This is a genomic window from Streptomyces sp. NPDC048417, from assembly GCF_040651615.1.
In the GTDB taxonomy this organism is placed as follows: Bacteria; Actinomycetota; Actinomycetes; order Streptomycetales; family Streptomycetaceae; genus Streptomyces.
The window spans coordinates 182060-194665 of the sequence record NZ_JBEZKI010000018.1; the positions used below are offsets into that span (position 1 = coordinate 182060).

Here is a 12606-nt window from a genome sequence, read left to right on the forward strand (position 1 = left end):
CGCGAGGGCTCACACCGAGTCCCGGACGATGATCCGTGCCGGTACCGGCACCAGCCCCGCCGAGTCCAGCCCCAGCGCGGTGCGCGCCGCCAGCCGGCCATGGGCCTCCGCGTCGATGTGCACGGTGGTCAGGGCGGGGGTGCTCAGCTCGCCGTACTCGGTGTCGTCGTAGCCGATCACCGCGATGTCGCCGGGGACCGCAAGGCCCAGGTCGTGCAGGGCGGTCAGGGCGCGCAGGGCGAGGTCGTCGTCGAAGGCGGCGACCGCCGTGACGCCCGGATGGGCCTCGCGCAGCGCGGCGACCGCGCCGGCCCCCGCCTGCCTGGGCCGGGGCACCGCGAACGCCACCAGGGGCGGCAGGCCCAGGCTGTGCACGGTGTGCTCGGCGAACCGACGCCGGGCCCGGGCCGGCGCCGAGTCCTCCTCGGGCAGGGCCAGCGCGATCCGGGTGTGCCCGTGCTCGGTCAGATGCCGGATCTGCAGGGCCGCGTGCGCGGCGAGGCCGTCCTTCCAGCCGCCGCCCCGGTCCTCCAGGTCATGACCGGTCAGATACGGCTCGGCGAACCGGATCATGGCACGCGGGGTGATGGCGTCGAGCACCTGCCGGGTCGCCTCCGCCGAGTGCTGCCCGTGCCGCACCAGCAGGACATGCCCGTGGGCGGCGAGTTCGTCGTCCAGACCGCGCACATAGCTGCGTGAGTAGTTGCCCTCCAGCCCCCGGTCCAGGTCGAGGACCACCACCCGGGAACTGCCCTCGCGCAGCGCGCGGGCCACCCCGTGCGGGACATAGCCGAGGTCGCGCGCCGCCTGCCGGACCCGGTCGCGGGTGGCGGCCGAGATGGACTGGCGCGGGTCGTCGTTCAGGACGAAGCTGACCGTGGCACGCGAGACACCGCTGGCACCGGCCACGTCGTTCAGCGTGACTCTCCCGGACCCACTCATTGCCCGGCCCCGATCCTCGGTTCCGGCCGTTCGGTCCAGGCAGTGCCGACCGGGACCAGATGGGCCTCGGCCGCGCGCCGGAACGCCGGCAGCAGGGGATGGCGGTCGCCGGCCCGGGTGGCCAGGACGACCTGGACGGAGTCCGCGTCCAGGACCGGCACGACGACGATGTCCGGCCGCAGGTTGCCCCGGAAGCCGGCCGGCGCCAGCGACACCACCTCACCGCTCGCCACCAGCTCCAGCTTGTCCTCCAGCGTGTCCACCAGGGCGCCCAGGTTGGTGTGACCGGCGGGATTCGCGCCGATCCGGTCGGCGCCGGTGAAGCGGGGGAGTGGCTCGTCGGCGAAATCGGCGAGGGTGACCGACTCCTTGCCCGCCAGCCGGTGGCCGAGCGGGACCAGCAGCACACGGGGCTCGTCGTACAGGACGGTGATGTCCAGGTCGTCGGCGGTGAACAGGAAGCGGGTCACCACCACGTCGACCCGGTGGTCGAGCAGCGCGTCGCGCGGTTCGTTCCAGTCCACGTGCAGGGTGCGGACGTCGGCCTCCGGGTGGCGGTGGCGGACCTCCCGGACGGCCGGGGTGACGATCTGGTGCGTGGTGTACCCGACCGTGAACGGGCCGCGCGCGGCGGCCGAGCGGGCGCTCGCGGCAGCCCGGGCGGCACTGCGCAGCAGCTCCCTGGCCAGCGGCAGAAAGGTCTCGCCGGCTTCGGTGAGCCGGGTGCCGCGCGGGGTGCGATCCAGTAGCCGGACACCCAGCTCCCGCTCCAGACGCCGGATCTGCCGGCTCAGCGACGGCTGGGCCAGATGCAGCGCGTCGGCCGCCCGGCCGAAGTGCAACTCCTCGGCGACCACGGTGAAGTAGCGCACCAGACGCAGCTCCAGGTCCACCGGCGGTACGAAGGAATCGGGCACGCCTCGACTCTACTCCCGCCGTCGTGAGCTGCGGTCATGACCGGACGGGCATCACCGGGTGCGGAACGGGTCTTGGACCCCGGCTCCGGGCCGGACGCAGGCTGGAGTCGTCCCAGCACATTCACTCTCCGTGAGGTGATTCGTCATGCGTGTGTTCGTCACCGGCGCCACCGGGTTCATCGGCAGCGCGGTCGTCCGTGAACTGCTCGGCGCCGGGCACCAGGTGCTCGGCCTGGCCCGGTCGGACGTGGCCGAGGCGGCCCTGAAGGAGGTGGGAGCGGAGGTGCACCGCGGCGATCTGAACGACGTCGACGGCCTGCGGGCCGCGGCGGATGCGACGGACGGGGTGGTCCACACGGGCTTCAACCACGACTTCTCCGATATGCCGGGTGCCCTGCGCACCGAACTCGCGGCCCTGGCGGCCTTCGGCGACGCCCTCGCCGACTCCGGCCGCCCCCTGGTCATCAGCTCCGTGACCGGCCTGCTCGCCCCGGGCCGCCTCGGCACCGAGACGGACGGACCCGACCCCGCGGCGCCCGGCGCGCACCGCGGGGAGTCGGAGCGGGCTGCCCTCGCCCTGGCCGACCGCGGCGTACGGGTCTCCGCGATCCGGCTCTCGGCCTCCGTCCACGGCGCCGGCGACCACGCCTTCGTCCCGCACCTGATCGACCTCGCCCGGGACAAGGGGGTCGCCGGCTACCCGGGCGACGGCGCCAACCGCTGGCCGGCCGTGCACCGCCTGGACGCGGCCGTCCTCTTCCGCAAGGCCCTGGAGACCGCCCCGGCCGGTGCCGTGCTGCACGCGGCCGCCGAGGAGGGCGTACCGCTCCGCGACATCACCGCGGTCATCGGCCGCCGCCTCGGTCTGCCGGTGGTGTCCCTCGCACCCGAGGAGGCGGCCGCCCACTTCGGGTGGGTGATCCGCTTCGCCGGCAACGACAACCCGACGTCGAGCACCGCGACCCGCGAGCGCTACGACTGGCGGCCCGATCAGCCGGGACTGCTGGCCGACCTCGACCAGGACCACTACTACGGCGGCTGAGCCCCGCGCCCGCCCTGCCCGGGGGCGCCGACGCCCCAGTGGCCAACCGGCGTCCCCGGCCCCCAGGTCCTCCGGGCCCCGCCCTCGGTGCCCCGGGGTCAGCCGGTGGTCCCGGCCGTCCCGGAAGTCCCGGCCGTCTCCGGCGTCCTGGCGCCCCGGGCTGTGCGAACCGTCCCCGCGGCCTCCGGCGGCCGCGGTGCCAACCCCCACGACACCCCCGCCAGTGCCGCGACCGTCCCGGCGACCAGCAGGGGATGGCCGACCAGCCAGGTCTGGAGGTTCGCGAACGGGTCGGCCGGGGTCAGCGTCGCCCGTTCCAGCATCCAGGACACCGAGAACACCAGGCCGACCACGGCGATCCCGATCCGGAACGCCGGGTAGACGGCGGTGCGGGCCAGCACCAGCAGCGACGGCATCAGCAGGGCGACGACCAGCAGCTGGGTCAGCTCGATGCCCAGGTTGAAGCCGAGCAGCGTGGTCACCAGGGAAACCCGGTCGAGCCCCAGCCCGCCTCGACGGCACGGGTTTCACCGGGGAAGCCGACGCCGCCGGCCCGGGAGGCGGAATCGCCGGAGGCGGCGGTCGGGACGAAGTGGGCCGGCTCTCGACGTCGTTCAGCCGCATGCTCGCCCGGCTCACCGCCGCACGGGAGGCGCAGGAACGGCTCGTCCAGGACGCCGCCCACGAGCTCCGCACCCCCCTCACCAGCCTGCTCACCAACGCCACCGTGCTGCGCAGGGCGAGCGAACTCGCCCCGGACGCCCACGCCCGGCTCCTCGACGACGTCGAGGGCGAGACCCGCGAACTCGGACTCCTCGTCGACGAACTCGTCCAACTGGCCCTCGCCCGGGGCCGGGACGAGCCCGACGGGGCCGTGGACCTGGCCGAGCTGGCCGGGCGCGGGGCACGGCGTGTGTACCGTCGCACCGGACGGTTGGTGCACATCGACTCCGACGGCACGGTGGTCCAGGGTCTGCGGCACGCCCTCGAACGGGCCGTCGGGAACCTCCTGGAGAACGCCGCCAAGTTCGATCCCGACGGCCGGGAGCCGATCGAGGTGCGCATCCGGGCGGGCGCGGTCGTCGTCTCCGACCGGGGGCCCGGCATCGACACCGTCGACCTCCCCCGTGTCTTCGACCGCTTCTACCGCGCCGACACGGCCCGTGGCCTGCCCGGTTCCGGGCTCGGCCTGGCCATAGTGCGGGAGGTGGCGCGAGTTCACGGGGGAACCGTGTCCGCGGCCCGGCGAGCCGGTGGCGGGGCGATGGTCGGATTCGTCGTGGCGGCGGAGCGGGTGCGGTCGGTGCGGGGCGGCCAGCTGGACGGGACGGAGTGAGCCAGGCCTGCGGTCGCGCCTGTGCGTGCGGGAGGGCTTCGCATAGGCGGTCACGCAGCCGCAGGCCCGCTCACCTACGTGTCGGATTTCCGCCAGCACCGGCCCCGCCCGGTGGCCGATGCTGGACCCATGCAGAAAGGGACGAACCTCGACCGAGAGCACTGTGTACGAGCCGTGCAGTCCAAGGACGCACGGTTCGACGGCTGGTTCTTCACGGCCGTCCTGACCACCCGCATCTACTGCCGGCCCAGCTGCCCGGTGGTTCCGCCCAAGCCCGAGAACATGACGTTCTACCCGAGCGCGGCCGCCTGCCAGCAGGCCGGCTTCCGGGCCTGCAAGCGCTGCCGCCCCGACACCAGCCCCGGCTCCCCGGAGTGGAACCAGCGCGCCGACCTGGTCGCCCGCGCCATGCGGCTGATCGCCGACGGGGTCGTGGACCGCGAGGGCGTGCCCGGCCTCGCCGTCCGCCTCGGCTACAGCCCCCGGCAGGTCGAACGCCAGCTTCTCGCCGAGCTCGGCGCCGGCCCGCTGGCCCTCGCCCGGGCCCAGCGCGCCCAGACCGCCCGCCTGCTGATCGAGACGACCGCCCTGCCGATGGCGGAGATCGCCTTCGCGGCCGGCTTCTCCTCGATCCGCACCTTCAACGACACCGTCCGCGAGGTCTTCGCGCTGTCCCCGAGCGAGCTGCGCGCGAGGGCCCCGAAGAGCGCCTCGAGCGCCCCCGGAGCGCTGTCCCTCCGGTTGCCCTTCCGCGCCCCCCTCAACCCCGACAACCTCTTCGGCCACCTCGCGGCCACCGCCGTACCCGGTGTCGAGGAGTGGCGGGACGGCGCCTACCGGCGGACCCTGCGGCTGCCGTACGGCCATGGCATCGTGGCCCTCGCCCCGAAGCCCGATCACATCGCCTGCCGGCTCACCCTCAGCGATCTGCGGGACCTGCCCGTCGCCATCAGCCGCTGCCGGCGGCTGCTCGACCTGGACGCCGACCCGGTCGCGGTCGACGACCAGCTGCGCACCGACCCCGTCCTGGCTCCGCTGGTGGACAAGGCGCCCGGCCGCCGGGTGCCCCGCACGGTCGACGAGGCGGAGTTCGCGGTCCGGGCCGTGCTGGGCCAGCAGGTCTCCACGGCCGCCGCCCGCACCCACGCGGCCCGTGTGGTGACCGCCCACGGCACCCCCGTGGACGACCCGGAGGGCGGCCTCACCCACCTCTTCCCGTCCCCTGAGGCGCTCGCGGAAGTGGCCCCCGAGACCCTGGCGATGCCCCGCACCCGCCGTACCACCTTCACCACCCTGGTCGGCCGACTCGCCGACGGCACCCTTCACCTGGGCGTGGAGAGCGACTGGGCACAGGCCCGCGCGAAGCTCCTCGAACTCCCCGGCTTCGGCCCCTGGACCGTCGACGCCATCGCCATGCGCGCCCTCGGCGACCCCGACGCCTTCCTCCCCACCGACCTCGGAATCCGCCGTGCCGCCCAGGAACTGGGCCTGCCCGGCACCCCGGCCGCCCTCACCGCCCGCGCGGCCGCCTGGCGCCCCTGGCGGGCCTACGCGGTCCAGTACCTGTGGGCGACCGACAGCCACCCGATCAACTTCCTTCCCGTGTAAGGACCCTGCCATGAAGAACCACACCGTCACCGACAGCCCCTACGGCCCCCTCACCCTGGTCGCCGAGGACGGCACGCTCTGCGGCCTCTACATGGAGGCCCAGCGCCACCGCCCGCCCGAGGAGAACTTCGGCACCCGCGACGATGAAGTCTTCACCGAGACCGAGGAACAGCTCGCCGCCTACTTCGCGGGCGAGTTGAAGGAGTTCACCGTCGAACTGCGCCTGACCGGCACCCCGTTCCAGCGCGGTGTCTGGGAACAGCTGCGCCGGATCCCGTACGGCGAGACCCGCACCTACGGCGAACTCGCCGACGCCCTCGGCAATCCGCAGGCCTCCCGCGCGGTCGGCCTCGCCAACGGGAAGAACCCCGTCGGCATCATCGTCCCCTGCCACCGCGTGATCGGCGCGAACGGCGGCCTCACCGGCTACGGCGGCGGCCTGCCCCGCAAGCAGCGCCTGCTGGACTTCGAGCGGGGAGCGGGGCTCTTCTGAACTCCGGGTCCGGGTAGGGTCACGCAGGGAACGGGCCTTCGACCACAGGGGTGAGATGGCGGCCAGCGACGTGCAGGTCTGGACCGGAATCGTCGGTACCTTCGCCACCGTCGGCGTCAGTGTGCTCGGAGTCGTCAACTTCCAGCGCAAACGTGACCGGTCGGCAGCGGTCGGCACGGCGTTCAGGGACGTCATGGAGGCCCTGGCGTCGGACAACTCGACCCAGCAGATGGCCGCGGCGATCCTGATGCGCCGGTTCTTCGACACCAACTCGGAACAGGGCGCCGGCCGCACGCCCTACGCCAACGAGGCGGTAGCCGTGATCACCGGACTGCTCAGAGAGTCCGAGACGGGCAACATCCAGAAGGTGCTCGCCGACGGTCTGTGGTACGCGCCCAGCCTCGCCCGGGCCGATCTGCAGGGCTGCAACCTGACGCGGGCCTACCTGGGCCGCAAGGAGGGGGACAGGAAGAAGGTCGACCTCACCCACGCCGACCTCTTCGAGGCCGACCTCACGGGCGCGTCGTTGAAAGGGGTCGTCGCCAGCGGGGCGGTCTTCTACCGGGCCATACTGGTGGACGCCGTACTGGCCGATGCCGTCCTGACCGGCGCGGACTTCAGACGAGCGCGTCTGACAGGCGCGAACTTCTCCCGGGCGCGGCTCGGCGGCGCGCAGTTCTCCGGGGCCGTCGACGTACCGGCGGACATAATGGGTCTATTGGACTCGAACGGCAGAGTAGTCAGCGAAGAACCCGTATGAACATCAGCGTCACCGACCGACCTCGCGTCTTCCTCGGAGCGCCGTCCATCCTCACCCCGCAGCAGCAGCCCGAGCTGGAACGCTGGGTGGCCTGGCTGGAGCACCGGTCGTGCGAGGTCGTCCGCGTGACCCGGGACAGCTACGGCGCGGATCCCTGGCGTCTGCTGACCGGACTGTTCTCCCACAGCGACGGCGTGCTCCTGCTCGGCTTCAGGCAGCTCGACGCGCGGTCCGCCGTCTGGCGACCGGACACCAAGGAGGAAGCCCGGCCGGCCGGTTGGTGGACGTCTCCCTGGCTGCAACTGGAGGCGGGCATGGCCGTGGCCCTGCGCGTGCCGGTCCTGGTCGCACCCGAGACCGAGGTGGAGGACGGAGTGTTCCACCCCGACGCCTGGGGCACCCATGTGCAGGGCACGGCACTGACCGACCCCGGCGCCACGGCTGATCACTGGCTGACCGCCGTCCGCGAGCACCGCGACCGCCGTACGTCCGCTGGCCCGGGGTGACCGTTACGAGCCTGCCTCCCCGAGCCGCCGCAGCAGCGCGGGCAGCGCCGTCCCGATCGGTTCCCGGACGATCTCGTCGGCCCGGTCGTCGTACGGCGTCGGCTCGGCGTTGACGATGATCAGTCGGGCGCCGTGGTCGGCGGCCACGCCCGCGAGCCCGGCGGCGGGCTGCACCTGAAGGGTGCTGCCGACAGCGATGAACACCGTGCACGCCTTGCTGATGGCGAGGGCCTCGCCGAGGACGACCGGGTCGAGCCGCTCACCGAACATGACGGTCGCCGACTTGAGGATGCCGCCGCACTCCAGGCAGAGCGGGTCCTCCTCGCCGGCCTCGACCCGGGCGATCGCGTCCGCCATGGGCCCCCGCGCATGGCACTTCGTGCACACCACGCTGCGCGCCGACCCGTGCAGTTCGAGCACCTTGCGGGCGGGCATCCCGGCGAGCTGGTGCAGCCCGTCCACGTTCTGCGTGATCACCCGTACGGGCGTCCCCGACCTGTCCAGCTCGGTGACCGCACGGTGTGCCGCGTTCGGGTCGGCCTTCAGCGTCCGGTTCTTCCGCCGCAGTTGCCAGGACCGGCGCCGGATCTCCGGGTCGCCCATGTAGTAGTCGTACGTCACGAGCTTCTCGGCCTCGGGATCCCTGCGCCACAGACCGTTCGGGCCGCGGTAGTCGGGGATTCCGGAGTCGGTCGAGATGCCGGCGCCGCTGAGGATCGCGACGAGGGGCTTGGTCATGCGTTCGAGGGTAGGACGGGCCGGGTGCGGGCGGCGAGCGGATATCGCCCGGCCCGCTCAGCCCACCCTGTCGCCGTTCTCCAGCTCCGCGGTGCCCGCCCCCTCGTCCAGCACGTCCAGCGCGGCCAGTACGCGGCGGCCCAGGGAGCCCGTCAGATACGTGCTGAGTTCCGCGCGGGGGACCAGCCGCCAGGACAGCAGTTCCTCCTCCTGGAGCCGGATCGCGCCGAGGTCGGCGTCGGTGACGACACCGCCGTCGTACAGATAGGCGACGATCGGCGGCCGGCCCGTGCCGTGCACCCAGTCCACCGTGAGCAGCCGGCCCATCTCCCGGTCCAGGCCGATCTCCTCCAGGGTCTCCCGGCGGGCGCCCTGGCGCGGGGTCTCCCCGTCGTCGGACTCGACCGTCCCGCCGGGCAGCGCCCAGCCCTCCCGGTAGTTGGGCTCGACCAGCAGCACCCGTCCCTCGGCGTCCTGGAAGAGCGCGGCCGCCCCGGCGAGGATCCGGGGGAGGCTCGCGATGTACGCGGCGTAGTCCTCAGTCGTGGTCACCCAGGAAGGGTAACCAGCGCGGGCTCGGGGCCGGTCCGGGCGAGCCGTACGGTGCGCTCCGCCAGGTCGCTGATGCGGGCCCCGTCGAAGCCGAAGACCGCGCTGCGGACCGTGTCCTCCAGAGGGTTCTTCCACTGGTCCGGGATGGCCGCCGCGCCGGTCAGCACCCCGGCCACCGAGCCCGCCGTGGCGCCGTTGGAGTCGGTGTCCAGGCCGCCGCGCACGGTGAGGGTGATGGTCCGGGTGAAGTCGCCGTCGCCGTAGAGCAGCCCGGCGGTGAGCACGGCCACGTTGGGGACGGTGTGGATCCAGCCGAGGCCCGCGGTCTCGGCGGAGACGGTGGTGAGGGTGTCCTCCCAGCTCAGCCGGGTCTCGTGCAGGGAGGCGACCCGTCGTACGGTCCGCGCGAGGCGGCAGCCGGCCGGTACGACGGTGAGCGCGGTGTCGATCGCCTGCCGTACGGTCGGCGCGGTGAACGCCGCCGAGATCAGCGCGGCCGCCCACATCGCGCCGTACACACCGTTGCCCGCATGGGAGAGCACCGCGTCCCGGCGGGCCAGGGCGGCGGCCCGGTGCGGGTCGGCCGGGCAGGTCCAGCCGTAGATGTCGGCGCGGATCAGGGCGCCGATCCACTCCTGGTAGGGGTTGTCGTGGGTGGCGGTGAGGGGCGGCTTCAGTCCGCTCGCGAGGTTGCGGTAGGCGGCCCGCTCCGCCGTGAACGTCTGGAGGTACGGCAGCCGCAGCAGCCACAGCTCGCCGACCTGCTCGGTGCTGAAACCGAAGCCGTGGGTCTCCAGGAGGTGCAGGCCGAGGATCGCGTAGTCGACGTCGTCGTCACGGCAGCTGCCGTGGATACGGCCGCGCACGCACTGCCGCCACTCCGGGCGCAGCTCGCCGCCGTCGCTCTCGTCGGCGGGCTCGGGGAGGTAGTCGGTGAGCGGCAGCGCGGCGGCCTGCCGCAGGTAGTGGTCGATGCGTTCCCTGGTCCACACGTCACCCCGCTCGACCGGTTTGCCGAGCATGTTGCCCGCGATCCGGCCGACCCAGCCGCCGAGCACCCGGTCGGCCAGGTCCGGACCGGCGGTGCCGTCGTTGCCCATGGCTGTGGTCTACCCGTTTTCCCAGACGGCTCCCAGGCCCTTCCCAGGCTTCGGTCGGGGAATGACGGCGGGGGTGTCCTCCGGTTAAGGTCACAGCGGCGCGACTGGCCTTGACATGCGCGAGGCCCGGAGAGCAAGGGGATACAGGTGACACAGCGCGTGCTCATCGCCGCGGACAAGTTCAAGGGCTCGCTGACGGCCGTGGAGGTCGCCGAGCGGGTCACTGCGGGGCTCCGGCGGGTCGTGCCCGGCCTGGAGGTGGAGGCACTGCCCGTCGCGGACGGCGGGGACGGCACGGTGGCCGCCGCGGTCGCCGCCGGCTTCGAACGGCACGAGAGGCTGGTCGCCGGGCCGCTGGGGCAGGAGGTCACCGCCGCGTTCGCGCTGCGCGGCGACACCGCGGTGGTGGAGATGGCCGAGGCGAGCGGTCTGCAGCGACTGCCCCGCGGTGTCTTCGCACCCCTCACGGCCTCCACGTACGGTTCCGGGGAACTGCTGCGGGCCGCGCTGGACGCGGGTGCGCGCACGATCGTCTTCGGCGTCGGAGGCAGTGCCACGACCGATGGTGGCGCCGGGATGCTGTCGGCGCTCGGGGCGCGGTTCCTGGACGAGGACGGCGAGCCGGTGCCGCCGGGCGGTGGCGGCCTCGCCGACGTGGCCCGCGCGGACCTGTCCGGCCTGGACCCGCGCCTCTCCTCGGTCGACCTGATCCTTGCCAGCGACGTCGACAACCCGCTGACCGGCCCCAAGGGCGCCCCGGCCGTCTACGGCCCGCAGAAGGGCGCCTCGCCGGACGACGTGGAGGTCCTGGACACCGCCCTCGCCCACTTCGCGAAGGTCCTGGAGGCCGAGGCCGGCCCGCGTGCGGTGGAGTACGCCGGGTCGCCGGGCGCCGGGGCCGCCGGTGGCATCGGTTACGGGGCGCTGCTGCTCGGCGCGCGCTTCCGGGCCGGCATCGAGGTCATGCTCGACGTCCTCGGCTTCGCGCCCGCGCTGGAGCGGGCGTCGCTGGTCATCACCGGCGAGGGCTCGCTGGACGAACAGACGCTGCACGGGAAGGCGCCGGCGGGGGTGGCCGCGGCCGCGCGGGCCGCCGGCAAGGAGGTCGTCGCGGTGTGCGGGCGCCTCGCCCTGCCGCCGGCGGCACTCGGCCGGGCCGGGTTCCGCCGCGCCTACCCGCTGACCGAGGTCGAGCCGGACGTGGTGAAGTGCATCGCCGACGCCGGGCCGATCCTGGAGCGGGTGGCGGAGCAGATCGGGCGGGACTTCCTCAGCTGAGGACGGCCTAGATCATCGGCGTCAGGATGCCCAGTGAGTCCCGGTAGTAGCTGCCACTGGTGAGGCCCCACACCTTGTGCTTGTTGTGCAGCCACTGGAACGCGATGTCGTGCACGACCTCGGCGGGGCGCTCCCAGACCACGGAGTGTCCCGCACCCTCCAGCTGGAACATCAGCTTCTCCGGTCCCCCAACGGCCGTGTAGAGAGCTGGTACGGAGAAGCGCAGGGCCGGGGGAACGGAGGCGGTCGGTGGGGTGTTGGCCGTCCTGTCCAGTTCCCCGTGGACGATGGCGACGGGAACCCGGTCACCGAGGATGTAGTTGCCCGATGTGTCCCGATAAGGGACCGTCTCGTTGGTCCAGCCCCAGAAATAGGAGTTCCGGAACCGGTGGATGCCCTCGAACACGCCGGGTGACAGCTCCCGGCCCCATTTGCTGCCGACGGGGTCGTTCTCCATCATGGCGGCCCACGCCCTGTCCTCCATGCCGGGCTCCCGCTGGGGCGGTGTGCCCTGCTCACGGTCCCATGCCAGCACGAAGCTCCTCTTGTCGCTGACGAACAGGGGGAAGCCGTACAGGGCGGGCGGGTCGGAGACCGGCAGTGAGGTGTTCGGCGGAATGGCGAAGGGATATGCGGGGTCTCCCGACCACCGCCCCGCGGGCGGGAAGATGGGGGCGAGCAGGAACAGGCTCTTGACGTTCTCCGGGTGCTGGAGGGTGTACGGCCCCATGGACGGTGCCGCGGCGGACCAGCCGATGAAGTCCATGGGCTTCTTCCTGCCGGGCAGGGCCCGGATGAAGTCGACCACGGTGGCCAGCTCCGCACATTCGCTCTCGGTGTTGCCCAGCTGGTGCGCGTACAGAGGCGGGCCGGTGTACGGGGGCGACAGCGGATTGGGCGTCAGGACGCTGCGCTGCGCCGGGTTGGCGTTGCGGGGCTCGTCCATCTTCGGGCGTGGCGACCGTCCGTTGCCCTGCAGGTCCATCATGAAGACGTCGTAGTGGTGTTTGGACAGGTCCTGCGCCCAGTTGTAGTCGATGGCGGAGCCGGGGACCGTCAGGTCGTACCCGGCGAGGACCGGCACGCTTCTGCCGTGGAGCATCAGGACCGGCTCGCGGGGCTGGTTGCCCTGGGTGCCGTCGTACTCCCGGACGAAGAGGTTCACGGTCTCGCCCTCGTTTGCCGGAAGCTTCGAGACGTGCGGGACCGAGTAGTCCTTGTGAGTGAGTCCGGCCATGGCTCTCCTCCGATCCGTAGAGGGGAGCAATCCCCATCCCCGAATGGGGACAAATCCCCGTAAAATCCAGCCCTATTCCACCGTCCTCCCCTGTCTC

The 12606-nt window shown here is 72.8% G+C and carries 14 protein-coding genes; 7 read left to right on the plus strand and 7 right to left on the minus strand.

The window, feature by feature from the left end; genetic code table 11:
- Positions 1–9 precede the first annotated feature (9 nt).
- A complete protein-coding gene (locus AB0D59_RS27985) occupies positions 10–909 on the minus strand; it encodes a LacI family DNA-binding transcriptional regulator (protein ID WP_362570791.1) in 900 nt (299 codons plus the stop codon).
- Between the two features lie 29 nt (positions 910–938).
- Positions 939–1859 (minus strand): LysR substrate-binding domain-containing protein, encoded by a 921-nt coding sequence (locus AB0D59_RS27990; RefSeq protein ID WP_362570794.1) that lies wholly within the window; start codon positions 1857–1859, stop codon positions 939–941.
- A 145-nt stretch (positions 1860–2004) separates the two neighbouring features.
- Between AB0D59_RS27990 and AB0D59_RS27995 the strand changes: the two genes are divergently transcribed.
- Entirely contained in the window at positions 2005–2901 is an 897-nt protein-coding gene (locus tag AB0D59_RS27995; protein WP_362570796.1) for an SDR family oxidoreductase, read from the plus strand.
- 98 nt (positions 2902–2999) lie between these two features.
- On the opposite strand, the gene AB0D59_RS28000 is transcribed toward AB0D59_RS27995, so the two are convergent.
- Positions 3000–3407 (minus strand): HupE/UreJ family protein, encoded by a 408-nt coding sequence (locus tag AB0D59_RS28000; RefSeq protein WP_362570932.1) that lies wholly within the window; start codon positions 3405–3407, stop codon positions 3000–3002.
- A gap of 86 nt (positions 3408–3493) precedes the next feature.
- On the opposite strand from AB0D59_RS28000, the gene AB0D59_RS28005 reads away from it, so the two are divergent.
- From AB0D59_RS28005 to AB0D59_RS28025, 5 genes are all read left to right on the plus strand, one after another.
- Positions 3494–4237, plus strand: a complete 744-nt coding sequence (locus tag AB0D59_RS28005) for an ATP-binding protein (protein WP_362570799.1) — start codon at positions 3494–3496, stop codon at positions 4235–4237.
- A gap of 129 nt (positions 4238–4366) precedes the next feature.
- Positions 4367–5845, plus strand: a complete 1479-nt coding sequence (locus tag AB0D59_RS28010; RefSeq protein ID WP_362570801.1) for an AlkA N-terminal domain-containing protein — start codon at positions 4367–4369, stop codon at positions 5843–5845.
- A gap of 10 nt (positions 5846–5855) precedes the next feature.
- Positions 5856–6338, plus strand: coding sequence for a methylated-DNA--[protein]-cysteine S-methyltransferase (locus tag AB0D59_RS28015; RefSeq protein WP_362570804.1), 483 nt, complete (start codon positions 5856–5858; stop codon positions 6336–6338).
- A 55-nt stretch (positions 6339–6393) separates the two neighbouring features.
- Positions 6394–7098, plus strand: coding sequence for a pentapeptide repeat-containing protein (locus AB0D59_RS28020; protein WP_362570807.1), 705 nt, complete (start codon positions 6394–6396; stop codon positions 7096–7098).
- Positions 7095–7604 carry a hypothetical protein gene (locus tag AB0D59_RS28025; RefSeq protein WP_362570810.1) on the plus strand — a complete coding sequence of 170 codons (510 nt, stop codon included), beginning with the start codon at positions 7095–7097 and terminating at the stop codon, positions 7602–7604. Before AB0D59_RS28020 ends, AB0D59_RS28025 begins: the two co-directional genes overlap by 4 nt.
- 3 nt (positions 7605–7607) lie before the next feature.
- Here AB0D59_RS28025 and AB0D59_RS28030 read toward each other — a convergent pair whose 3' ends face one another.
- Genes AB0D59_RS28030 through AB0D59_RS28040 form a run of 3 tightly spaced genes read right to left on the minus strand, consistent with a single transcriptional unit; the run spans position 7608 to position 9994 of the window.
- Positions 7608–8342 carry a Sir2 family NAD-dependent protein deacetylase gene (locus tag AB0D59_RS28030; RefSeq protein WP_362570813.1) on the minus strand — a complete coding sequence of 245 codons (735 nt, stop codon included), beginning with the start codon at positions 8340–8342 and terminating at the stop codon, positions 7608–7610.
- A gap of 57 nt (positions 8343–8399) precedes the next feature.
- Positions 8400–8894, minus strand: a complete 495-nt coding sequence (locus tag AB0D59_RS28035) for an NUDIX hydrolase (protein ID WP_362570815.1) — start codon at positions 8892–8894, stop codon at positions 8400–8402.
- Positions 8891–9994, minus strand: coding sequence for an ADP-ribosylglycohydrolase family protein (locus AB0D59_RS28040; protein ID WP_362570818.1), 1104 nt, complete (start codon positions 9992–9994; stop codon positions 8891–8893). Before AB0D59_RS28040 ends, AB0D59_RS28035 begins: the two co-directional genes overlap by 4 nt.
- A 159-nt stretch (positions 9995–10153) precedes the next feature.
- Between AB0D59_RS28040 and AB0D59_RS28045 the strand changes: the two genes are divergently transcribed.
- Complete coding sequence (locus AB0D59_RS28045; protein WP_362570935.1) at positions 10154–11272, plus strand: glycerate kinase; 1119 nt, start codon at positions 10154–10156, stop codon at positions 11270–11272.
- Positions 11273–11279: 7 nt separating this feature from the next.
- On the opposite strand, the gene AB0D59_RS28050 is transcribed toward AB0D59_RS28045, so the two are convergent.
- Positions 11280–12509 (minus strand): alpha/beta fold hydrolase, encoded by a 1230-nt coding sequence (locus AB0D59_RS28050; RefSeq protein WP_362570820.1) that lies wholly within the window; start codon positions 12507–12509, stop codon positions 11280–11282.
- Positions 12510–12606: the final 97 nt, after the last annotated feature.